The organism is Streptomyces sp. NBC_01077, from assembly GCF_045162855.1.
Lineage (GTDB): Bacteria > Actinomycetota > Actinomycetes > Streptomycetales > Streptomycetaceae > Streptomyces.
Genome location: NZ_CP108669.1, coordinates 1,029,463 through 1,051,592, shown reverse-complemented (window position 1 = coordinate 1,051,592; position 22,130 = coordinate 1,029,463). Strand labels below are relative to the sequence as shown.

At 70.6% G+C, this 22,130-nt stretch carries 20 protein-coding genes and 1 pseudogene; 14 read left to right on the top strand and 7 right to left on the bottom strand.

The genetic code is table 11. The features are described from left to right. Positions 1–147: 147 nt before the first annotated feature. From OG462_RS04730 to OG462_RS04690, 9 genes are read left to right on the top strand one after another with little or no spacing between them, the layout of a single operon-like run. Positions 148–999 (top strand): fumarylacetoacetate hydrolase family protein, encoded by an 852-nt coding sequence (locus OG462_RS04730; protein ID WP_406054722.1) that lies wholly within the window; start codon positions 148–150, stop codon positions 997–999. A 14-nt stretch (positions 1,000–1,013) separates the two neighbouring features. Beyond that, the gene (locus tag OG462_RS04725) at positions 1,014–2,351 is read left to right on the top strand and encodes an L-fuconate dehydratase (RefSeq protein WP_406054720.1); all 1,338 of its coding nucleotides are present in this window, start codon (positions 1,014–1,016) and stop codon (positions 2,349–2,351) included. Further along, complete coding sequence (locus tag OG462_RS04720; protein ID WP_406054718.1) at positions 2,348–3,121, top strand: SDR family NAD(P)-dependent oxidoreductase; 774 nt, start codon at positions 2,348–2,350, stop codon at positions 3,119–3,121. Before OG462_RS04725 ends, OG462_RS04720 begins: the two co-directional genes overlap by 4 nt. Beyond that, on the top strand, positions 3,118–4,146 hold the full coding sequence (locus OG462_RS04715) for an aldo/keto reductase (protein ID WP_406054716.1): 1,029 nt from the start codon (positions 3,118–3,120) through the stop codon (positions 4,144–4,146). Before OG462_RS04720 ends, OG462_RS04715 begins: the two co-directional genes overlap by 4 nt. Beyond that, positions 4,143–4,454 (top strand): L-rhamnose mutarotase, encoded by a 312-nt coding sequence (locus OG462_RS04710; protein WP_406054715.1) that lies wholly within the window; start codon positions 4,143–4,145, stop codon positions 4,452–4,454. Before OG462_RS04715 ends, OG462_RS04710 begins: the two co-directional genes overlap by 4 nt. A gap of 26 nt (positions 4,455–4,480) precedes the next feature. Then, positions 4,481–5,359 (top strand): amidohydrolase family protein, encoded by an 879-nt coding sequence (locus OG462_RS04705; protein ID WP_406054713.1) that lies wholly within the window; start codon positions 4,481–4,483, stop codon positions 5,357–5,359. Next, positions 5,350–6,090, top strand: a complete 741-nt coding sequence (locus OG462_RS04700) for a (Fe-S)-binding protein (RefSeq protein ID WP_406054711.1) — start codon at positions 5,350–5,352, stop codon at positions 6,088–6,090. Before OG462_RS04705 ends, OG462_RS04700 begins: the two co-directional genes overlap by 10 nt. After that, positions 6,087–7,601 (top strand): LutB/LldF family L-lactate oxidation iron-sulfur protein, encoded by a 1,515-nt coding sequence (locus OG462_RS04695; protein ID WP_406054709.1) that lies wholly within the window; start codon positions 6,087–6,089, stop codon positions 7,599–7,601. The genes OG462_RS04700 and OG462_RS04695 overlap by 4 nt, the downstream gene beginning before the upstream one ends. Continuing rightward, complete coding sequence (locus OG462_RS04690) at positions 7,598–8,233, top strand: lactate utilization protein C (RefSeq protein ID WP_406054707.1); 636 nt, start codon at positions 7,598–7,600, stop codon at positions 8,231–8,233. The genes OG462_RS04695 and OG462_RS04690 overlap by 4 nt, the downstream gene beginning before the upstream one ends. A gap of 298 nt (positions 8,234–8,531) precedes the next feature. Here OG462_RS04690 and OG462_RS04685 read toward each other — a convergent pair whose 3' ends face one another. Further along, positions 8,532–8,657 carry a hypothetical protein gene (locus tag OG462_RS04685; RefSeq protein ID WP_406066924.1) on the bottom strand — a complete coding sequence of 42 codons (126 nt, stop codon included), beginning with the start codon at positions 8,655–8,657 and terminating at the stop codon, positions 8,532–8,534. 119 nt (positions 8,658–8,776) lie between these two features. Here OG462_RS04685 and OG462_RS04680 point away from each other — a divergent pair. Beyond that, positions 8,777–8,920: pseudogene (locus OG462_RS04680) on the top strand (hypothetical protein); the annotation flags it as partial. Between the two features lie 93 nt (positions 8,921–9,013). Here OG462_RS04680 and OG462_RS04675 read toward each other — a convergent pair. Further along, positions 9,014–10,024, bottom strand: coding sequence for a glycoside hydrolase family 6 protein (locus tag OG462_RS04675; protein WP_406054705.1), 1,011 nt, complete (start codon positions 10,022–10,024; stop codon positions 9,014–9,016). A 12-nt stretch (positions 10,025–10,036) separates the two neighbouring features. Further along, positions 10,037–11,002, bottom strand: coding sequence for a glycoside hydrolase family 6 protein (locus tag OG462_RS04670; protein ID WP_406054703.1), 966 nt, complete (start codon positions 11,000–11,002; stop codon positions 10,037–10,039). A 350-nt stretch (positions 11,003–11,352) separates the two neighbouring features. Between OG462_RS04670 and OG462_RS04665 the strand changes: the two genes are divergently transcribed. Further along, positions 11,353–12,366, top strand: coding sequence for a LacI family DNA-binding transcriptional regulator (locus OG462_RS04665; RefSeq protein ID WP_406054701.1), 1,014 nt, complete (start codon positions 11,353–11,355; stop codon positions 12,364–12,366). 98 nt (positions 12,367–12,464) lie between these two features. Here OG462_RS04665 and araD read toward each other — a convergent pair whose 3' ends face one another. The 4 genes from araD to OG462_RS04645 all read right to left on the bottom strand — a co-directional run bounded on the left by araD (position 12,465) and on the right by OG462_RS04645 (position 17,895). Continuing rightward, the gene (gene araD / locus OG462_RS04660) at positions 12,465–13,178 is read right to left on the bottom strand and encodes an L-ribulose-5-phosphate 4-epimerase AraD (RefSeq protein WP_406054699.1); all 714 of its coding nucleotides are present in this window, start codon (positions 13,176–13,178) and stop codon (positions 12,465–12,467) included. Positions 13,179–13,225: 47 nt separating this feature from the next. Then, the gene (gene araA, locus OG462_RS04655; RefSeq protein ID WP_406054697.1) at positions 13,226–14,734 is read right to left on the bottom strand and encodes an L-arabinose isomerase; all 1,509 of its coding nucleotides are present in this window, start codon (positions 14,732–14,734) and stop codon (positions 13,226–13,228) included. Positions 14,735–14,809: 75 nt separating this feature from the next. Next, positions 14,810–16,516, bottom strand: coding sequence for a ribulokinase (araB, locus tag OG462_RS04650; protein ID WP_406054695.1), 1,707 nt, complete (start codon positions 16,514–16,516; stop codon positions 14,810–14,812). A gap of 332 nt (positions 16,517–16,848) precedes the next feature. Further along, positions 16,849–17,895, bottom strand: a complete 1,047-nt coding sequence (locus OG462_RS04645) for a LacI family DNA-binding transcriptional regulator (protein WP_406054693.1) — start codon at positions 17,893–17,895, stop codon at positions 16,849–16,851. Positions 17,896–18,122: 227 nt separating this feature from the next. Between OG462_RS04645 and chvE the strand changes: the two genes are divergently transcribed. Genes chvE through mmsB form a run of 3 tightly spaced genes read left to right on the top strand, consistent with a single transcriptional unit; the run spans position 18,123 to position 22,113 of the window. Then, positions 18,123–19,232, top strand: coding sequence for a multiple monosaccharide ABC transporter substrate-binding protein (gene chvE / locus OG462_RS04640; protein ID WP_406054691.1), 1,110 nt, complete (start codon positions 18,123–18,125; stop codon positions 19,230–19,232). Then, on the top strand, positions 19,229–20,872 hold the full coding sequence (gene mmsA / locus OG462_RS04635) for a multiple monosaccharide ABC transporter ATP-binding protein (RefSeq protein WP_406054689.1): 1,644 nt from the start codon (positions 19,229–19,231) through the stop codon (positions 20,870–20,872). The genes chvE and mmsA overlap by 4 nt, the downstream gene beginning before the upstream one ends. Then, positions 20,869–22,113, top strand: coding sequence for a multiple monosaccharide ABC transporter permease (gene mmsB, locus OG462_RS04630; RefSeq protein ID WP_406054687.1), 1,245 nt, complete (start codon positions 20,869–20,871; stop codon positions 22,111–22,113). Before mmsA ends, mmsB begins: the two co-directional genes overlap by 4 nt. The last annotated feature ends 17 nt before the right edge of the window (positions 22,114–22,130 follow it).

Below are 22,130 nucleotides of genomic sequence, written 5' to 3'. Positions count from 1 at the left end.
GTTCGCTGTGGCCCGCGATACATCCGATGACTGACCAGGCGGATGGCCGGAGCCCTGGCGAACGGCCCGGACCGGCGCACCTCAGGTCGCCCGGCCCGTACGGCCGACCTCAAAGACGAAACCGAAACTCGGCAAGGGAGCTGCCCGGTGAAACTGCTACGAGTCGGATCCCCAGGTGAAGAGCGGCCCGCGGTACGCGCCGACGACGGCCGTCTCCTCGACCTGTCCTCCGTGACCCGAGACGTCGACGGTGCCTTCCTCGCCTCCGGCGGGATCGACCGGGCCCGCGCGGCGGTCTCGGCGGGGGAGCTGCCCGAACTGGACCGGGACGGGCTGCGCATCGCCGCGCCCGTCACCCGCCCCGGCAAGGTCGTCTGCATCGGCCTGAACTACCGCGATCACGCCGCCGAGACCGGTGCGGCGATTCCCCCGCGTCCGGTGGTGTTCATGAAGGACCCCGGCACGGTCGTCGGCCCGTACGACGAGGTACTGGTCCCGCGTGGATCGGTGAAGACCGACTGGGAGGTCGAACTCGCGGTCGTCATCGGCAGCCGGGCGCGCTACCTGGACGGACCGGATGCCGCGCGAGACGTGATCGCGGGGTACACGATCAGCCACGACGTATCGGAGCGGGAATTCCAGCTGGACTACTCGTCGCAGTGGGACCTGGGCAAATCCTGCGAGACCTTCAACCCTCTCGGCCCGTGGCTGGTCACCGCCGACGAGGCCGGCGACCCGCAGAACCTCGGCCTGCACCTGAGCGTCAACGGCGCCAAGCGGCAGGACGGCCACACCAGCGACATGATCTTCGCGGTCGACCACATCGTGTGGTACCTGAGCCAGTACATGGTCCTGGAGCCGGGCGACGTGATCAACACCGGTACGCCCGCGGGCGTGGCCCTGGGCCTCCCCGGTACCCCCTTCCTGCGCCCTGGCGACACGGTCGAGCTCTCCATCGACGGCCTCGGCAGCCAGCGCCAGACCTTCGCCCAAGCGTGAAAGGCAGCACTGTCTTGACTGCAATCTCCGCTCGGATCACCGCCGTCGACACGTACGACGTCCGCTTCCCCACCTCGCGGGAACTGGACGGCTCCGACGCGATGAACCCGGATCCCGACTACTCCGCCGCCTACGTCGTGCTGCGTACCGACGCCGGCGACGGCCATGAAGGACACGGCTTCACCTTCACCATCGGACGCGGCAACGACGTACAGGTCGCCGCGATCGACGCACTGCGGCCCCATGTCATGGGCCGCTCCGTATCGGAACTGTGCGCCGACCCGGGATCGCTCAGCCGGGATCTGGTCGGCGACAGCCAGCTGCGCTGGCTCGGCCCCGAGAAGGGCGTGATGCACATGGCGATCGGCGCCGTGGTCAACGCCGTGTGGGACCTGGCGGCCAAGCGGGAGGGCAAGCCGCTGTGGCGGCTGCTCGCCGACGCCTCGCCGGAGTGGCTGGTCTCCCAGGTCGACTTCCGCTACATCGCCGACGCCCTCACCCCCGAGGACGCCCTCACGCTCCTCCACGAGGGCCGCACGGGCCTCGCGGAGCGTGAGGCGACCCTGCTGGAGCGCGGATATCCCGGCTACACCACCTCCCCGGGCTGGCTCGGCTACACCGACGAAAAGCTCACCCGGCTGGCCAAACAGGCCGTGGCCGACGGCTTCACGCAGATCAAGCTCAAGGTCGGCGCCGACCTGAGCGACGACATCCGGCGACTGCGCACCGCCCGTGCCGCCGTCGGCGACGGCATCCGCATCGCCATCGACGCCAACCAGCGGTGGAACGTGGCCGAGGCGATCAGTTGGACCAACGCGCTCGCCGAGTTCGACCCGTACTGGATCGAGGAGCCGACCAGCCCCGACGACGTCCTCGGCCACGCGGCCGTACGGCAGGGCGTCGCTCCCGTGAAGGTGGCCACCGGCGAGCACGTGCAGAACCGGATCGTCTTCAAGCAGCTCCTCCAGGCCGGCGCCATCGATGTCCTCCAGATCGATGCGGCGCGGGTCGGCGGGGTCAACGAGAATCTCGCGATCCTGCTGCTCGCCGCGAAATTCGGGGTGCCGGTCTGCCCGCACGCCGGCGGAGTGGGGCTGTGCGAGCTGGTACAGCACCTGTCGATGTTCGACTACCTGGCCCTCTCCGGAACCACCGAGAACCGCGTCATCGAGTACGTCGACCACCTCCACCAGCACTTCATCGAGCCGGTGATGATCCGGGACGGCCACTACACCGCGCCGCTCGCCCCCGGCTTCTCCGCCACCATGGGTGAGGAGTCCATCGCCGAGTACCTCTACCCGGACGGCACGTTCTGGGTGGCCGACCGAGCCGCGCAGGAGGAAGTGGCATGACCGAACTGACCGGCCTCAGGGCCCTCGTCACGGGCGGCGCGTCCGGTATCGGGCTCGCCACGGCCCGCGCGCTGGCGGCCCGGGGCGCGGCCGTCGCCGTACTCGACCTCGATCCGGAAGGCGTACGCGAACCGCTGCTCGGCCTCAAGGCCGACGTCAGCGACGACGCCTCCGTACGCGCCGCCGTGGAGGAGGCGGCCACGCGGCTCGGCGGCATCGACATCCTCGTCAACAACGCGGGCATCGGTGCCGCCGGCACCGTCGAGGACAACCCCGACGAGCAGTGGCACCGCGTCCTGGACGTCAACGTCCTCGGCATGGTCCGCACCACCCGCGCCGCCCTGCCCCACCTGCGCCGCGCTGCCACTGCCCGTCCGGGCACTGCGTCCGTGGTCAACACCTGCTCCATCGCGGCCACCGCCGGACTGCCGCAGCGCGCCCTGTACTCCGCCAGCAAGGGCGCCGTGCTGTCCCTCACCCTGGCCATGGCCGCCGACCACGTCAGTGACGGCATCCGCGTCAACTGCGTCAACCCCGGCACCGCCGACACCCCCTGGGTGGCCCGGCTGCTCGACGCCGCCGACGACCCCGAGGCCGAACGGGCCGCACTCAACGCCCGCCAGCCCATGGGGCGCCTGGTGACCGCCGACGAGGTGGCGGCCGCCATCGTCTACCTGTCCGGTCCGGCCGCGGCGTCCGTCACCGGCACCGCGCTCGCGGTGGACGGCGGCATGCAGGGACTGCGGCTGCGCCCGGCGGCCCAGTCGTGAGGACCACAGGGCTGGGCGGCAGCGCGGTACCGGTCTCGGAGCTCGCCCTGGGCTGCGCAGCCCTCGGCAACCTCTACCACCCGGTCACCGACGAGGCCGCCCACGCCACCGTGGACGCGGCCTGGGACGCCGGCGTCCGCACCTTCGACACCGCACCCCACTACGGACTCGGCCTGTCGGAACGGCGGCTCGGTGCCGCCCTGCGCGACCGCCCCCGCGACACCTACACCCTCTCCACGAAGGTGGGCCGGCTCCTCGTGCCGAGCCCGCCGGGCAGCCCCGGAGACGACCTCGCCCACGGCTTCGCCGTCCCGGCCACCCACCGCCGGGTCTGGGACTTCAGCGCCGACGGAGTGCTGCGCTCCCTCGAGGCGAGCCTGAAACGCCTCGGCCTCGACCGCATCGACATCGCCCTGCTGCACGACCCGGACGACCACTCCGAGCAGGCACTGCGCGAGGCGTACCCGGCCCTGGAGCGGCTGCGCGGCGAAGGCGTGGTCGGGGCGATCGGCATCGGCATGAACCAGTCCGCCCTGCCCGCCCGCTTCCTGCGCGAGACCGGCATCGACGTGGTGCTCCTGGCCGGCCGCTACACCCTCCTGGAACAGGACGGGCTCACCGAACTGCTCCCGGAGGCGGCCGCCCGCGGCCGCAGCGTCGTCATCGGCGGAGTGTTCAACTCCGGGCTGTTGACAGCCCCCCGGCCGGGCGCCACCTACGACTACGCGCCGGCCCCGCAGCCGGTGCTCGACCGGGCACTGCGGCTCTTTGCGGTCACCGAGCGCCACGGCGTGCCGTTGCGTGCCGCCGCGCTGCGCTTCCCGTTCGGCCACCCGTCCGTGGCGAGCGTCCTGACCGGTGCCCGTTCCCCCGAGGAGGTGCGCGACACGGTGGAGCAGCTGCGGCGCCCGATCCCGGACGCCCTCTGGGACGAGCTGCGCGCCGAGGGCCTGCTGGACCCGGACACCCCCGTCCCCGTCACCGCACGCATCGGGGAAACCCCGTCGCCGAAGGAGCCGTCATGAAGGTCGCCCTGCACACCAAGGTCCGCGCCGACCGCATCGAGGAGTACGACGCCGCGCACCGGCAGGTGCCCGAGGAGCTGACCGCCGCCATCCGAGCCGCGGGGGTGAGCGAGTGGGCGATCTGGCGCAGCGGCACCGACCTGTTCCACGTACTGGAGGTCCAGGACTACCAGGCGATGATCGCCGAGCTCGAGAAGCTGCCGGTCAACATCGCCTGGCAGGCGCGGATGGCCGAACTCCTCGACGTCGTCCACGACTACTCCGCGCAGGGCACGGACGCCTCGCTTCCGGTGGTGTGGGAGCTGTGACCGGGGCGGACCATGCGCCGGGAATCGTGGACGCCCACCACCACGTGTGGGACCTGTCCGTCCGGGACCAGGACTGGATCACCGGGCCCGAACTCGCTCCGCTGCGCAGAGACTTCTCCCTCGCCGACCTGGCACCCGAGGCCCGTGCGGCCGGCGTCACCGCCACCGTGCTGGTGCAGACGATCACCGTGCCGGAAGAGACCCCCGAGTTCCTGGCCCTGGCCGCGCGCAGCGACCTGGTCACCGGGGTCGTCGGCTGGACCGATCTGACCGCACCCGACGTCGCCGACACTCTCGCCGGGCTGCGCGCAGGCCTCGGTGGCGAGCACCTGGTGGGGATGCGCCACCAGGTTCAGGGAGAGCCGGACCCCCGCTGGCTCGTGCGCCCGGAGGCACTGCGCGGCCTGACCGCGATGGCCGAGGCGGGACTGGCCTACGACCTCGTGGTGAAGCAGTCCCAACTCGCGGCCGCCGTCGAGGCCGCGCAGCGCCTGCCCGGCCTCACCTTCGTCCTCGACCACCTCGGCAAGCCGCCCATCGCGTCCGGCGAACTCGCCCCCTGGGCGGATCAGATCAGGCGCCTCGCCGCCGTTCCCAACACCGTCTGCAAACTCTCGGGCATGGTCACCGAGGCCGACTGGGACTCCTGGACGGTCGATGACCTGAAGCCGTACGCCGACACCGTCCTGGAGGCCTTCGGACCCGGGCGCCTGATGTTCGGCTCCGACTGGCCCGTCTGCCGGCTCGCCGCCACCTACGCCGACGTCCTCGCCGCCGCCGTCGACGTGACGGCCGAGCTCAGCCCGGCCGAGCGCCGCGACGTCTTCACCGGCACGGCTGTGCGGACCTACGGCCTGACCGTCACCGCACCCCCGGTCCCGCCCCAGGAAACCCCATGCGCATAGCCCTTTTCATCACGTGCTTCAACGACACGATGTTCCCCCGCACCGGCCAGGCGGTGACCGCGCTCCTTGAACGCCTCGGCCACACCGTGGAGTTCCCGCAGGGCCAGACGTGCTGTGGCCAGATGCACTTCAACACCGGCTACCGGCCCGAGACCCTGCCCATGGTGCGCCGCTTCGCCGAGGTGTTCGCGGGCTACGACGCCGTCGTCGCCCCCTCCGGGTCCTGCGCGGGCATGGTGCGCGACCACCACCGGGTGGTGGCCGACCAGTACGGGGACGCCGCCCTCACCGAGGCGGTCGAGCGAGTGGTGCCGACGGTGTACGAACTGTCGGAACTCCTCGTCGACGTCCTCGGTGTCACCGACGTCGGCGCCTACTTCCCGCACCGCGTCACCTACCACCCGACCTGCCACTCGCTGCGCATGCTCCGCGTCGGCGACCGGCCGCTCACGCTGCTGCGCGCCGTGAAGGGCATCGACCTCGTCGAACTGCCCGCCGCCGAGTCCTGCTGCGGCTTCGGCGGCACCTTCGCGCTGAAGAACGCGGACGTGTCCAACGCCATGCTCGCCGACAAGATGCGCCATGTCCTCGGCACCGGGGCCGAGTTCCTGAGCGCGGGCGACAACTCCTGTCTCACGCACATCGGTGGCGGCCTGTCCCGCCTCCGTACCGGCGTCGGCACGATGCACCTGGCCGAGATCCTGGCCTCCACGGAAGGGGACGTACGGTGAGCGGCGCGGACAACGTCGTATGGCTGGGCACGCCGGCCTTTCCGCAGGCGGCGCGTGCCGCGCTCGCGGACACCCAACTGCGGGCGAACCTGCGCCGGGCGACCGGCACCATCCGGGACAAGCGGCTGGCGGTCGCCGCCGAACTGGAGGACTGGGAGGACCTGCGGGAGACGGCCGCAGCCGTCAAACGTCACACCCTGCGCCACCTCGACCACCATCTCCTTCGCCTGGAGAAGACCGTGACTGCCGCGGGCGGAGTGGTCCACTGGGCGGCGGACGCCGCCGAGGCCAACCGCATCGTCACCGACCTGGTGCGGGCGACCGGCGGCAGTGACGATGAAACGCGTGAGGTCGTCAAGGTCAAGTCGATGGCGACCCAGGAGATCGGCCTCAACGAGGCGCTCGCCGACGCCGGCATACGCGCCTACGAGACCGATCTCGCCGAACTCATCGTGCAGTTGGGCCGCGATCGCCCCTCCCACATCCTGGTGCCGGCCATCCACCGCAATCGCTCCGAGATCCGGGAGATCTTCCAGCGGGAGATGGGGGAGTGGGGAAGGCCGGCTCCCGAAGGGCTCTCCGACGATCCCCGCGATCTCGCCGAGGCGGCCCGGCTCCACCTGCGGGAGAAGTTCCTGCGGGCCAAGGTGGCCGTCTCGGGCGCCAACTTCGCCGCCGCCGACACCGGAACGATCGTGGTGGTGGAGTCGGAGGGCAACGGGCGGATGTGCCTGACCCTGCCCGAGACGCTGATCACCGTGATGGGCATCGAGAAGGTCCTGCCGTCCTTCGCCGACCTGGAGGTCTTCCTCCAGCTCCTGCCCCGCTCGTCGACGGGCGAACGCATGAACCCGTACACCTCCCTGTGGACCGGCGTCACCGAGGGCGACGGCCCGCAGAACTTCCACCTCGTCCTCCTCGACAACGGCCGCACCGCGACGCTGGCCGACGAGGTGGGCCGCCAGGCCCTCGCCTGCATCCGCTGCTCGGCGTGCCTGAACGTCTGCCCGGTGTACGAGCGCACAGGCGGCCACGCCTACGGATCCGTCTACCCCGGCCCGATCGGCGCCGTACTGACCCCGCAGCTCGTCGGCATCGAGAACGCGGCCTCCCTGCCCTTCGCCTCGACGCTCTGCGGCGCCTGCTACGACGCCTGCCCCGTGAAGATCAACATTCCCGAGGTGCTGGTCCACCTGCGCGCGGAGGCCGTGGAGGCAGGGCGGCGGACCAGACTCCTGCCCACCGTCGAAGCGCTCGCCATGAAGGCCGCCGGTGCCGCCATGTCCTCCCCGGGCCGACTCGCCGCGGCCCAGAAGATCGCCGCCCTCGGGGCCCGGCTCGTGGCCCGCAACGGCCGGATCGGCGCCCTGCCGGGTCCGCTCGGCCGCTGGTCCGACAGCCGTGACACGCCCCTGCCGCCCCGGGAGACGCTACGTGCCTGGTGGCGCCGGACGAGAACACCCGCGAACGAAGACAGCCCCGCGACGGGAGAGAGGAAGGGACGACGATGAACGGCCGCAACACCGTCCTGGACGCGGTGCGGGGAGCCCTGGCCGGCGTGCCCGGCTCGGAGAACCCCGACGACATACCGCTCCCGGCCGCTCGACGCGCCGACCACGCGGGACCGGACGTCGTCGGACTGTTCGCCGAGCGTGTCGCCGAGTACCGCGCCTCGGTCGTCCGAGTTCCGGCGGCCGACGCGGCGGCAGCGGTGGGGCGGGCGCTGGCCCGCACCGGAGCACGGTCCCTGGTGGTGCCGCCCGGGCTTCCCGAGGACCTGGTCCCGCAGGGGCCTTGGTCGCGGCTGGAAGACACTCCGCCGCTGACGGTGGGACAACTCGACGGGACGGATGCCGTGGTCACCACTGCCGCCATCGCGATCGCCGTCACCGGCACCGTGATCCTCGACCACGGACCCGGCCAGGGGCGCAGGGCCCTCACCCTGTTGCCGGACCAGCACGTCTGCGTGGTCCGGATGGACCAGATCGTCCCCGACGTGCCCGAGGCGCTGAGCCGGCTCGACCCCTGCCGGCCGCTCACGCTCATCTCCGGCCCCTCGGCCACGAGTGACATCGAGCTGGACCGTGTCGAGGGCGTACACGGGCCCAGGACCCTGGACATCGTCCTGGTGATGGACGCGTAGCGCCCCGTGCCGGGCCCCGTCACCCCCTGGACAGACCGAGACGCACATCCGATGTCCGAGCACGTTCCGCCCTCCCTTGCCCCCCACCCCCAAGGAGTCGAACGATGTCCTCCTCCCCCCTCAGCCGACGCTCCCTGATCAAGGCGGCCGGCCCTTGCCTGCGGCGCCGTGGCGTTCGGTCTGCCGCAGGTCCTGTGGCCCGCCACCGCCCAGGCCCACACCGTCTCGGCGACGGCGAGGACCTCTACAGCTGGCTGACCGCCCGCAAGCCCGGACTCGTCGTCAACGAACGTGTCGACTACGTGATGAACAACCCCTCGGTTTCGCTCTCCTGCACGGTCAGCGGCGGCCAGATCAATGTCAGCGTGCCGCCCACAGCGCCCGACGCGAACGACTCCGAGGTCTGCGTGGAGGTCAGCGGCATGTCGGCGGTCCTCGCCAACGGCGTCTACCGGCTGGTCAGCGCGCAGAGCGGCAAGGCCCCTCGACAACGTCAACACCACCACCGAGGGCGGCCAGGTCGTCCAGTGGACCCCCGACGGAGGCTCCCCGCAGCAGCGGACGGTCACCGACCAGGGCCATGGCTACTACAAGCTGCTCTGCGTCCGCAGCGGCAAGGCCCTCGACGACAACGGCAGTACCTCCGACGGCGCGGTGATGGGCTACGGGGGCAGGACCGCACCATGACCGTCTGGCCCTTCGGCGACCACGGCGGCGGCTGCGGCTCCAACCCGCCGGTCCAACTGTCCTGGCTGCGCGAGCGCGGGCTCGCGCCGGAGCTCAGCGGTTGAACGTCAGGCGCGGGGCCCCGTTGCGGGCGAGCGTGTGTGCCTGGGCGGGCCACCAGGTGCCGGCGGGCGGGTCGACGATGCCGTACTCGGGGTCGATCGTGCCGCCGGTGCTGCGTGTGCAGCTGCCGTCGGACTCACCGGGGATCTTGACCCACAGGTGGGCGTCGACGAGCGGGACGCCGGTGTCGGCGGTGGGACGCGGGCCGAGGCCACGGCCGGGCGCGTTGCACCGGATCTCAGGGTCCCCGCTGTACTTTCCGCGCTCCGGGGTCCAGGCGCCCAGACCGTTGCGGCTGGTGTCGATGACGAAGTGGTGCAGCGCGTCGGTGGGCGGGGTGCCCACGTTCTTGTCGAACCACGCGTCGGTCCAGCGCCAGGTGGCGGGGTCGGCGGAGTCGACGGCGTTGCCGGGGGCGCCGTCGTCGGGCGCGGCGGACGAGTAGTGCTGCGTGGCACACCAGTCGGTGTGGCCGCGCGCCTCCTCGGGTCCCTCGGTGGCGAGCCACATGCACTTCGCTGTCCAGGTGCCGTACCTGGCGTTGTGGCCGGTGGGGTGGGTGTTGGACACGTTGAGGGCGAAGCCGTCGCTGTACCGGACGCCGGCGTCCAGCAACCGCCGCGCCATGTCGCCGACGGACCGCCAAAGGACGTTGCCCGCGTCCAGGCAGACCGCGGTGCGGGCCTTGGACTTGATGGTCCTGACCGCGTATTCGAGATCGGCGATGCGGGTCGCCGTGAGTTCGCCGGTCGGGTCCACGGTCGGCCCGCAGTCCCTGGAGAGGAGGGCCAGGCCGTCGGGCTCGACCACGACGACCGCCTTGCTGTCGCCGATACCGGCGGCGAAGGCGTCGATCCACTGCCGGTAGGCGGCTGAGGACGCGGCTCCGCCGCTGGAGTACTGCGTGCAGTCCCGGCCGGGAGGGCTCCTGGTCGAAGGATGGGGGAGGGGCAGGCCGGTGGTTCCTGTGACCCGGTCCCGGGGCGGCGGGAACCGGGCCACAGGAGTCTGGGGTCAGTAGCCGTAGATCATCTTGTAGGCGGCCTCGGGGAGGAACTGTCCGGCCGAGGATCCCGTTCCGACGCCGCAGTTGCCGTCGGACTCACCCGGGGCCTTGATCCACAGGAGCATCTCCGCGCCGCCTCCCAGCTGGGTGGGGGTACCGATGCGGCGGCCCGCGGCGTTGCACCACTCGCCGTTGGAGCCGTTGCCGTTCCGGCTGGTGTCGACGACGAACGGCTTGGTGTAGCCGTAGCGGGCGGCCAGTTCGCTGTTGACCGAGTTGCCGTAGGCGGTGTTCTGCACGGTGGTGTAGTAGTTGGAGATGTTGAGGGAGAAGCCGTGGGCCTGCCGGAGGCCGGCTTCGTGGAGGCGCTGGGCCATCGTCGCCGCGCTCACCCAGCCGGGGTTGCCGGCGTCGAGATAGACCCAGGTGTTGGGCGCCTGGCGGTTGAACTCGGTGAGGGCTCCGCTGATCATGCCCTGGCGTTCGCGGATCTGCGTCTGGTTCATGCAGCCGTAGTCCGCGATGGAGTCCGGTTCGAGGATGACGGCGGCCGGGCGGCCGGCGATCCCGCCGGCGAACTGCGCGATCCAGGTCGCGTAGGCGGACGGGGAGGCGGCGCCGCCTCCGGAGTGCCCGCCGCAAGTGTCGCGGTTGTAGATGTTGTAGGCGACGAGGACGGGCAGCTTGTCCGAGGAGTCCGCCGCCCCCACGTACGCACCGGTGGCGGTACCGATGGTGCCGCTCCATGAGCCGAACCAGCGGGCCATGGGGGTGTTGGCGAGGGACGCGTTGATCGCGGGCGCTCGACCGTCACCGGGGTTGGCGGCGGCCCACTGCCTCGCGCTGGAGTTCGGGTCCACGTAGAACCCGCTGGTCATGGTGGTCGGGTCCGCCGCGTGGGCGGACGGCGCGAGGGCGAGCGCCAACGGCAGCGCGGAAAGGGCTGCCACGAGGGCGCGGATTCTGCGGCGCATGACTGTACCTCGGATTCCTGACGGCGGACGCGTCGCACAGTCTCGTCCCGAGCCGGCGACGCACTGAGGAAGTGCGGTGGTACGGCGTCCCCTTGTGGCGGTGTCGGACCGGCGGGGACAACAGGGCACCTCAGGCGTACGAGCATTCGTGGAAGCGCTCCCACTGGAAGCGGTTCCAGTGCACGTTCTGCATGCCTGGGGTGTGGCCGTATCGTGTGACGCGCCGATATCCACTGTCAAGAGCCCTCATGTAACCCGCACTTCACGCGGCGGCAAGAAGGCTTTACAGTCCTGGAACTGGAAGCGCTCCCAGTCTTCCATCAGTTCAGAGCACGACAGGAAGGCAGATCATGGCTGAAGGTGTGCCACGCCGGCAGTCGACACTCGACGAGGTGGCCGAACTGGCCGGCGTATCGCGGTCGGTGGCCTCCCGTGTGCTCAACAACGCCCCGCACGTCAGCCGCGACAAGCGCGACGCGGTCGAACGGGCCGTCCACCAACTCGACTACGTACCGAACCCGACCGCCCGTGCGCTGGCGACCCGTCAGACCGGCGCGGCCGCCCTTGTCGTCTCGGGAGAGGATCCGTCGATCTTCGCGGATCCGTTCTTCGCCCAGGTGATCGTGGGGGCCTCGGCCGCCCTGGAAGACGCCGATCTGCACCTGATGCTGTGCCTGGCCGCCTCCGACCGGGGCCGCAGGCGAGTGGAGCAACTTCTACGCTCCAAGGGCGCCGACGGCGTGATGCTGATGGCGCTGCGCGAGGACGATCCGCTGGCCCACATGGCCCAGGAGGCGGAGATGCCCGTCGTGTTCGGCGGGCGCCCGGTCGGTTCGGACCCCCGGTGGTACGTGGACGTCGACAACATCGGCGGAGCGCGCGCGGCGACCGAGCACCTGATCTCGGCCGGCCGGACCCGCGTGGCCACGATCTGCGGACGTCTGGACACCGAGGTCGGGCGCGCCCGGTACCGCGGCTACCGGGATGCCATGCTGGCGGCGGGCCTCGAACCGTACCCGCCGGAGGCCGGCGACTTCACCGAGTCCAGCGGAGCCGACGCCATGGCCGCCCTGCTGGCCGACCATCCCGACCTGGACGGGGTGTTCGCCGCCAGCGACAACATGGGAGTCGGCGCGCTGCGCACGCTGCGCGGGGCCGGTCGGCCGGTCCCCGGTGACGTCGCCGTGGTCGGCTTCGACGACTTGGCCGTGGCCCGGATCGCCGATCCGCCGCTGACCACGGTCCACCAGCCCATAGAGGGCCTCGGGCGGGAGATGGCGCGCATGCTCGTCGCGCTCATCAACGGACAGGACCCCACCCCGCTGATCCTGCCCACGCGCCTGGTCACCCGCGCCAGCGCCTGACGAGACACCTCGCGGTCGACCTGCACAGCGGGGCCTTCTCGGTGCGGTGCGGTGCGGTGCGAGGGTGGGTGCGTCGTGCCGCGGCGGTGCCGGTGTGGTCACCCGGTCGAGGGGTTGCCGTAGTAGGCATCCGGTCCGTGCTTGCGTGTGAAGTGGCGGTCCAGCAGGTGTTGCGGGGGTTCGACGGCGCCCAGCGCGAGGGTGTGGAGGGCCATTTCGGCCACAGCTTCGCAGATGATGGCGTGTTCCAGGGACTTGGTGGCGTCGGCGCCCCAGGTGAAGGGGCCGTGGTGGGCGACCAGAGCGCCGGGTATCTTGCCGGCCCTGGTGTCGTCACGGTCCAGCAGATCCACTATGACCTCGCCCGTGTTGTATTCGTAGTCCTCGGCGCACTGCTGCGGGGTGAGGACTTCGGTGACGGGGACGGGGCCGTTGAAGGTGTCGGCGTGGGTCGTGCCGAGCACCGGGATGGGACGTCGGGCCTGGGCGAAGGCGACGGCGTGTGTGGAGTGGGTGTGGGTCACGCCTCCGATGGAGGGGAAGGCCAGATAGAGGCTGCGGTGCGTTTCCGTGTCGGTGGACGGGCGCAGGTGGCCGTCCACGACTCGCCCGTCGGAGAGGGAGACGACGACGAGGTCCTCCTCGCTCAGGACGTCGTAGGGCACTCCCGAGGGCTTGATGACGAAGACCCCGGCCTGCCTGTCCACCCCGCTCACGTTTCCCCAGGTCAGCGTGGCGAGCCCGGCTCGGGGGATGCGGAGGTTGGCCTCCAGTACCTCTCGGCGCAGCTCCTTGGAAACCGTCGTGCTCACGGGGTGCTCCGTCCTGGTGGAGGTGGAGGAGATGCGGGCGGGGGCGGTCACAGGCTCTGGGCCAGACGGTGGTAGGCCTGGTTCCAGCGCAGTTCCCGCGTGAAGCGCCGGACGGTGGTCTCCTGGTCGATGACGACGAGCTCGGTCCGCAGCATCTCGGCGAGGTCTTCGAGCTCCTCGCCGCCGAGCGCGGTGGTCAGGACCGTGTGGTGCGGTGCTCCGGCCGTCAGCCACGCCTCGGTGGAGGTGCGCAGGTCGGGACGGGGGCGCCAGACGGCCCGGGCGACCGGGAGCTGCGGCAGCGGCTCGGGCGGGGCGACGACGTCGATGTGGTTGGCGACGAGGCGGAACCGGTCGCCCATGTCGGCGATGCCGACGACGACGGCCGGACCGGGGGCCGCGTCGAAGACGAGCCGGACCGGGTCCTCGCGGCCGCCGATGCCGAGCGGGTGGATCTCGCAGGTGGGAGTCGCCGTCGTGAGGGAGGGGCAGACCTCGAGCATGTGGGCGCCGAGGATGAGCTCCTGGCCGGGCGTCAGGTCGTAGGTGTAGTCCTCCATGAAGGACGTGCCCCCGGGCAGGCCGTGCGCCATCGCCTTGAGCGTGCGCAGCAGGACGGAGGTCTTCCAGTCCCCCTCACCGCCGAAGCCGTAGCCGTCCGCCATCAGACGCTGCACGGCGAGACCGGGCAGCTGGCGCAGGCCGCCGAGATCCTCGAAGTTGGTGGTGAAGGCGCGGAAGCCGCCGTCGGTGAGGAAGGCGCGTAGGCCGGCTTCGATCCGGGCGGCGTAGCGCAGGGAGTCATGGCGCTCGCCGCCGGGCCGCAGCTCGGGTGCGAGGGCGTAGAGGTCCTCGTACTCCTTGACGAGCGCGGTGACGGTGTCCTGGTCGGCGGCGTCGACCGCGGCGACGAGGTCGTTGACGCCGTAGGTGTTGACCGAGACCCCGAACCGCAGCTGTGCCTCGACCTTGTCGCCCTCGGTGACGGCGACGTCGCGCATGTTGTCGCCGAAACGGGCGAGCTTGAGGGTGGACAGCTCGGACCGGCCGAGGGCGGCGCGGGCCCATCCGGCGATGCGGTCGACGACGTCAGGGGTGGAGACGTGGCCCGCCACGGTCTTGCGGGGGACACCGAGGCGAGTCTGGATGAAGCCGAACTCACGGTCGCCGTGGGCGGCCTGGTTCAGGTTCATGAAGTCCATGTCGATGGTGGACCAGGGGAGTTGGCGGTTGGCCTGGGTGTGAAGGTGGAGCAGGGGCTTGCTCAGCGCGTCGAGGCCGGCTATCCACATCTTGGCCGGGGAGAAGGTGTGCATCCAGGCGATCAGGCCGACGCAGCGGTCGTCGGCGTTGGCCTCCAGGCAGACCGCGCGGATGGCGGCCGCGTCGGTGAGGACCGGCTTCCACACCAGGCGGACGGTCATCTGGGGCTGGTCGGCGAGGGTCTCGCAGATGGCGCGGGACTGGTCGGCGACCTGGGCCAGGGTGTCGTCGCCGTAGAGGGCCTGGCTGCCGGTGAGAAACCAGATCTCGCGGTCGGGCTGGGCGAGCGTCATGTCGGGTGTGCTCCTCGGAGGTGCTGGGGCGGAGAGGTCGGGCCGATGGAGGCCGGGGGCGGGGAGGCGGCCCGGTCAGCCGGTGGTGGCGACGCGTGCGGTGTTGCGGATCCGTCGCAGGCGGTGCAGGAGGAGGTCCGCACCGGTGCCGAAGTGCTCGTGCAGGGCGTGGTACTCGCTGAACAGCGCGTCGTAGGCGTCCGCCCGTACGGGGTCGGGCACGTATGCGTGTCGCTGGACGCTTCCCATGACGGAGGCGGCGGAGCGGACGTCGGGGTAGGCGCCCGCGGCGACGGCGGCGTGGATGGCCGAGCCGAGCGCCGGCCCCTGTTCGGAGGTGCCGAGGGAGACGGGGCGGCGGAGCACATCGGCGTAGATCTGCATGAGCAGGGCGTTCTTCTTCAGGCCCCCGGTCACGATGAACTCCTCGACGGGAACCCCGCCCTGCTCGAATGCCTCGACGATCATCCGGGTGCCGTAGGCGGTGGATTCGAGCAGGGCCCGGTAGACGTCTTCGGGCCGGGTGTCGAGGGTGAGTCCGGCGATGACTCCGGACAGGTGATGGTCGACCAGGGGGGAGCGATTGCCGTTCATCCAGTCCAGGGCGACCAGTCCGTGCGCGCCGACCGGCTGGTCGGTTGCCTTGCGGGTCAGGAGTCGGTGCAGGTCCTCACCCGATGCCGCGGCCTCGGTGCGGTAGTGGTCCGGGACGCCCTGGCGAAGCCACCAGGCGAAGATGTCGCCGACCGCGCTCTGGCCGGCCTCGTAGCCGTAGGCGCCCTCGACGATGCCGCCGTCGACGACTCCGCAGATGCCGGGGACCTCGGCGAGGGTGGCGCCGTTGAGTACGTGGCAGGTGGAGGTGCCCATGATGGCGAGCATCCGGCCGTTCTCGACGGCGCCCGCCGCGGGCGCGGCCACGTGGGCGTCGACGTTGCCGACGGCGACGGCGATGCCCTCGGGGAGGCCGGTCCAGTGCGCGGCCCGGCCGCTCAGTCCGCCGGCACGGGAGCCCAGGGGTGACAGCGGGTGCTCCAGGCGCGTGGCGGGGAAGTCGGCGAATTCCGGGTGGAGTCGGGCGAGGAAGCCGGGCGAGGGGTAGGCGCCGTCCTGGTGGATGCCCTTGTAGCCGGCGGTGCAGGTGTTGCGGGACTCGGTGCCGGTCAGCTGCCAGACGATCCAGTCGGCCGCCTCGATCCAGCGGGCGCAGGCGGCGTAGACGGCCGGGTCCTCTTCCAGGACTTGCAGGGCCTTGGCGTACTGCCACTCGGAGGAGATCTTGCCGCCGTACCGGGCGATCCACTTCTCGCCGTGGGCGTGAGCGAGGGCGTTGATGCGGTCGGCCTGCCCCTGGGCCGCGTGGTGCTTCCACAGCTTGGGCCAGGCGTGCGGGCGGTCTGCCCACTCCGGTGCAAGGGCGAGGGGAGTGCCGTCCGGGGTGGTCGGGAGGACGGTGCAGGCGGTGAAGTCGGTGGCGATGCCGATGACGCGGGCCGGGTCGACTCCTGCGTCGGCGAGCGCCGCCGGAACGGCGGTACGCAGGACGTCGCGCCAGTCCTCGGGGTGCTGCAGGGCCCAGTCGGGGGGCAGGGGGGTGCCGGTGGGGGGAAGGCGGTCCTCGATGACTGCGTGGCGGTACTCGTGGACCGACGAACCGAGTTCGGCGCCGTCCTGGACCCTGACCACGACGGCGCGCCCGGAGAGGGTGCCGAAGTCGACTCCGATGGTGCAGGCCTCGGGATGGTGACGGGCTGCGGGGTCGGAAAGGGCGTGTGTGGTCACGATGCGGTCTCTCTCGTCATGAGCAGGGCCAGAGGAGCACCCTGATTGTTAACGCTCACAATTGGGTTGGACAAGACCTGCGTGTAGTTATGTCGAACATTCGACAAGAAATGGGGCCTCTGAAGTGAGCGCTCACCTACAGGCCAGAGGTAGCCCCCGGCGTCGCGACCAGCCCGGCAGGAGGTGGGGCGGTCGGCGGGGGGCCTGTGTGCGGACCAACGCGCATGCGACGCCAGGCGCCAGGCGCCAGGCGCCAGACGGCCGACGCCGGACGGCCGACAGGAGGCCTGTCACCGGCGGCCAGGAGGTGGTGGCGAGAGCCGCCCGCCGCGTCAGGCTTCGTTCGAAGGGCGCGTGCTCGCGCGCATGATGAGCTGCGGTTCCACCAGGAGGTGCTCGGCCTTCCGGGCGCGACCCTCGATGTGGTCCACCAGGAGCCCGATGCTCCGGCGTCCGATGGCGGCGAAGTCCTGGCGGACCGTCGTCAGCGGCGGAGGGAAGTACTCGGCCTCCGGGATGTCGTCGAAGCCGGCGACGGCCACCTGTCCGGGGGTGCGGATCCCGACCTCGCGCAGGGCCCGCAGGACACCGAGCGCCATCTGGTCGTTGGCGACGAAGACGGCGGTGACTGGTGTCGCCCCGCGGCGGGCCAGGGCGAGTCCGGCGAGTTCCTGCCCCGCCCGGTACCCGGACAGCGGGCTCCAGTCCCCCGTCAGTACGCGCGGAGGGCGGATGCCGCTCTCCTCCAGGACGGCGCGCCAGCCCGCGGTGCGGGCCTCGCTCTCCAGCCAGTCGTCGGGACCCGCCACGTGCCAGACGGTGCCGTGCCCGGCGGCGAGCAGGTGCTCGGTGACCATGCGGGCGCCGAGCTCCTGGTCCAGGGAGACGCCGGGCAGGTCGAGCTGATGACCGCCCTCCACGGTGACCACGGGGAACGGCGCGTCCAGCTCGGCGAGCGCCTGCACGTGCGAGCGCTGCGGGGTGATGGCGACGACACCCTCCACGCCCCAGGACGCGAGGTGGTCGATGGCGTCCTTGAGCCCCTGCCCCTCTCCGGTGCGCAGACTGACGGTCGAGACGAGGTAGCCCTGCTCGCGGGCCGCCTCCTCCAGGCCGGTCAGGGTGCTGGCAGGGCCGTACAGGGCGGTGTTGACGGCGATGACACCCAGCGTCCTCGTACGGCGCGTCACCAGGGCGCGTGCGGCGGAGTTGCGGCGGTAGCCGAGCCGCTCGATGGCCAGGGTGACCTGTTCCCGGGTGGCCGCGCGCACGTTGGGGTGATCGCTCAGCACCCGGGACACGGTCTGGTGGGAGACCCCCGCCTCTCGTGCGACGTCGGCCATCGTCGGCGGGCGGACGTCTTCCGCGGGATGCGCCACGTTCGCCTCCCTTCTCCCTGCTTACGGCTGTGTATCGATGCGAGAAAAACCTTAGCGCCTCTTGTATCACGCTGTTGTGAGCGCTAACAATCTAGCTCGACCGGGGCGCCGACGCCCTGGCCACCCAGCCGGAGCGGTGTCGTCCCGGTGGCGCGAGGACACGCGCTGCCGTCGAGCCCGTCCCCGGTCGGAGCCGCCCTCGACGACGGGATTGCCAGGTAACGCCCATGAAGAAGTTCCGATCTGTATCCGCCCTCCTGGCCGTGACCACCGGCTGTGCCCTGCTCCTGACCGCCTGCGGGCAGAACGGCGAGGGCGGCAGCCAGGAGTCGAAGGACAAGAAGGACCTCACCATCGGCATCGCCATGCCCACCAAGTCCTCCGAGAGGTGGATCGCAGACGGCCGGAACATGACCGCGAGCCTGAAGAAGGCCGGTTTCTCCACGACCCTGCAGTACGGAGAGGACGACCCCGACCAGCAGGTCGCCCAGATCGAGAACATGATCACCCAGGGCGTCGACGCCCTGGTCGTGGCCGCCATCAACGGCGAGGCCCTGTCCAACGTCCTGCAGCAGGCGGCGGACGCCCACATCCCGGTGATCTCCTACGACCGGCTCATCCTGGGCTCCCCGCACGTCGACTACTACGCCTCCTTCGACAACGAGAAGGTCGGCGAGCTCCAGGCCACGTACATCGTCGAGAAGCTGGGACTGAAGGCCGGCTCGAAGAAGGGCCCCTTCAACATCGAGCTGTTCGCCGGATCCAACGACGACAACAACACCAAGTACTTCTTCAACGGCGCCATGAAGGTGCTGAAGCCCTACCTCGACAAGAAGCAGCTGGTCGTGCGCTCCGAGCAGACCCAGCTCAACCAGGTCACCACGTTGCGCTGGGACGGTGGGACGGCGCAGAAGCGCATGGACGACCTGCTGACCTCCTCGTACTCCACGGCCCGGGTCGACGCCGTCCTTTCCCCCTACGACGGCATCTCCATCGGCATCCTCTCCGCCCTGAAGTCCGACGACTACGGCAGCGCCGCCAAGCCGCTGCCGGTCGTCACCGGCCAGGACGCGGAGGTCGCCTCCGTGAAGTCGATCATCGCGGGCCAGCAGACGCAGACCGTCTACAAGGACACCCGCGCACTCGCGCAGGTCGCCGCGGACATGGTGACCGCCGTCCTCGCCGGCAAGAAGCCCGAGATCAACGACGACACCACCTACGACAACGGCAAGAAGGTGGTCCCTGCCTTCCTGCTCGACCCGGTGAGCGTCGACAAGTCGAACTACCGGAAGGTCCTGGTCGACTCCGGCTACATCGACGCCGAGGAACTGCGGTGACCCCCGCCCCGGCCCGCTCCCCCGAGGTTCCCCTCTCCGCCTCGTCACCGGCCGGTCCCGTCCTCGAGATGCGGTCCATCGTCAAGACGTTCCCCGGAGTCAGAGCACTGTCCGACGTGACCCTGTCCGTGGAGCGCGGCGAGGTGCACGCCCTGTGCGGAGAGAACGGTGCCGGCAAGTCGACGCTCATGAAGGTCCTGTCCGGCGTCCACCCGCACGGCACCTACGAGGGCGAAATCCTCTTCGACGGCGAGCCGTGCCGATTCAAGGACATCAGGGCCAGCGAGCAGCGCGGCATCGTCATCATCCACCAGGAGCTCGCGCTCGTCCCCTACCTGTCGATCGCCGAGAACATCTTCCTCGGCAACGAGCCGTCCCGACGGGGGATCATCGACTGGCACGAGGCGCTGCGCCGGGCTTCCGAACTGCTCCGGCGGGTCGGTCTCGACGAACACCCCGAGACCCGGGTCGCCGACATCGGTGTCGGCAAGCAGCAGCTCGTGGAGATCGCGAAGGCACTGGCGAAGAACGTCCGCCTGCTGATCCTCGACGAGCCCACCGCGGCGCTCAACGACGAGGACAGCGCGAAGCTGCTGCGGCTGATGCGAGAGCTGAAGAGCCAGGGCATCACTTCGATCATCATCTCGCACAAGCTGAACGAGATCGCCCAGATCGCCGACTCCGTCACCATCCTGCGCGACGGGCGGTCCATCGAGACCCTGGACGTCAAGGACCCGGCCACCACCGAAGAGCGCATCATCCGCGGCATGGTGGGGCGGGACCTCGACAGCCGTTTCCCCGACCGCACGCCGTACGAGGGCCCGGCCGACGCCGGCCCTGTCCTGGAGATCCGGGACTGGACCGTGCGTCACCCGCTCGACCGCGGCCGCAAGGTCGTCGACGGGGTCTCGCTCCAGGTCCGCCGCGGGGAGATCGTCGGCGTCGCAGGGCTCATGGGGGCCGGCCGGACCGAACTCGCCATGAGTGTCTTCGGCCGTTCCTACGGCCACTACGCGCAGGGCGTCGTGTTCAAGGACGGCCGCGAGGTGCGGACACGTACGGTTCCCGAGGCGGTCGCCCATGGCATCGCGTACGTCACAGAGGACCGCAAGCACTACGGTCTCAACCTCGCGGACTCCGTGAGCCGGAACATCTCGCTCGCGTCCCTCGGCGCCCTCGCCCGCCGCGGCGTCGTCGACGGGCATGAGGAGCGCAAGGTGGCCGAACGGTACCGGCGGACCATGAACATCAAGGCTCCGAACGTCCTCGAACCGGTCGGCCGCCTTTCCGGCGGCAACCAGCAGAAGGTCGTCCTCAGCAAGTGGATCCTCGCCGGACCGGACGTCCTCATCCTCGACGAGCCCACGCGGGGGGTCGACGTGGGAGCCAAGTTCGAGATCTACACCGTGATCGACCGGCTCGCCGCCGAGGGCAAGGCGGTCCTCTTCATCTCCTCCGAACTGCCCGAACTGCTCGGCATGTGCGACCGCATCTACACCATGACCGCAGGACGGCTGACCGGCGAAGTCGCCCGCGAGGACGCCACCCAGGAAGTGCTGATGCGGCACATGACGCAGGACACCCCCGCACCACCGGCGGTCACCGCAGGCGCCGCCTCCAGTGAAGGACACCAGGCATGAGCACCGACGTCAGTACGAAAACGACCACACCGGCGCCCCCGGGCCGCGGGGCTCCGTCCACCGGGGCACCGCTGGCCCGGGTGCTCCTGGACGGCGTCCGGCGGAACATGCGCCAGTACGGGATGCTCTTCGCACTCGGCCTGATCGTGCTCCTCTTCCAGATCTGGACGGGCGGCGACCTCCTGCTGCCGCGCAACGTCTCCAACCTGGTGCTGCAGAACAGCTACATCCTCATCCTGGCCATCGGCATGATGATCGTCATCATCTCCGGGCACATCGATCTGTCGGTGGGCTCCCTGATGGCCCTGGTCGGTGGGATCGGGGCGGTGCTCATGGTCGAGCACCATGTGTCCTGGCCCGTCGCGGTGGTCCTCACCCTGCTCCTCGGGGCCGTCGCCGGCGCGCTGCAGGGGTTCTTCATCGCGTACGTCGGCATACCGTCGTTCATCGTGACCCTCGCCGGCATGCTGCTGTTCCGCGGACTCACGGAGATCTTCCTCAAGGGGCAGACGCTCGGCCCGTTCCCGGACGGACTGCAGAAGATCGCCAACGGCTTCCTGCCGGAGGCGGGGCCGCAGACCAACTACCACAACCTGACCCTGCTCCTCGGCGTGGGACTCATCGCCTACGTGGTCTTCCAGGAAGTTCGGGACCGCCGCCGCCAGCGGGAGTTCGCCCTGGAGGCGCTCCCCACGGGCCTGTTCGCGCTGAAGGTGACGGCGCTGGTCGCCGCGGTCCTGGTCACGACCCTGCTGCTCGCCAGCTACAAGGGCGCCCCCGTGGTCCTCCTGATCCTGGCCGCGCTGCTGGTGGGCTTCGGCTACGTGATGCGCAACGCGGTGATCGGCCGCCACGTGTATGCGATCGGGGGGAACCTGCCCGCCGCGAAGCTGTCCGGGGTCAAGGACAGGAAGGTGACCTTCGCGGTGTTCCTCAACATGGGAATGCTCGCGGCGCTCGCCGGGCTCGTCTTCGCTGCGCGCTTCAACGCGGCCTCGCCGAAGGCGGGCGTGAACTTCGAACTCGAGGCCATCGCTGCCGCGTTCATCGGCGGGGCGTCCATGAGCGGCGGCGTCGGGACCGTACTGGGAGCCATCATCGGCGGCCTGGTCCTCGGCGTGCTCAACAACGGCATGAACCTGGTCGGGGTGGGCACCGACTGGCAGCAGGTCATCAAGGGCCTCGTGCTGCTCGCGGCGGTCGGCTTCGACGTGTGGAACAAACGCAGGGCAGGCGCCTGACGCCACTGCGGATATGG

Excerpts from the sequence above, each read along its gene's own strand:
- OG462_RS04670 (WP_406054703.1), bottom strand. The coding sequence starts at position 11,002 with ATGCGCCGCAGAATCCGCGCCCTCGTGGCAGCCCTTTCCGCGCTGCCG.
- mmsB (WP_406054687.1), top strand. The coding sequence starts at position 20,869 with ATGAGCACCGACGTCAGTACGAAAACGACCACACCGGCGCCCCCGGGC.
- OG462_RS04665 (WP_406054701.1), top strand. The coding sequence starts at position 11,353 with ATGGCTGAAGGTGTGCCACGCCGGCAGTCGACACTCGACGAGGTGGCC.
- OG462_RS04720 (WP_406054718.1), top strand. The coding sequence starts at position 2,348 with ATGACCGAACTGACCGGCCTCAGGGCCCTCGTCACGGGCGGCGCGTCC.
- OG462_RS04690 (WP_406054707.1), top strand. The coding sequence starts at position 7,598 with ATGAACGGCCGCAACACCGTCCTGGACGCGGTGCGGGGAGCCCTGGCC.
- OG462_RS04685 (WP_406066924.1), bottom strand. The coding sequence starts at position 8,657 with ATGCCGCTGACCTCCACGCAGACCTCGGAGTCGTTCGCGTCGGGCGCT.
- OG462_RS04700 (WP_406054711.1), top strand. The coding sequence starts at position 5,350 with ATGCGCATAGCCCTTTTCATCACGTGCTTCAACGACACGATGTTCCCC.
- araA (WP_406054697.1), bottom strand. The coding sequence starts at position 14,734 with ATGACGCTCGCCCAGCCCGACCGCGAGATCTGGTTTCTCACCGGCAGC.
- chvE (WP_406054691.1), top strand. The coding sequence starts at position 18,123 with ATGAAGAAGTTCCGATCTGTATCCGCCCTCCTGGCCGTGACCACCGGC.
- OG462_RS04710 (WP_406054715.1), top strand. The coding sequence starts at position 4,143 with ATGAAGGTCGCCCTGCACACCAAGGTCCGCGCCGACCGCATCGAGGAG.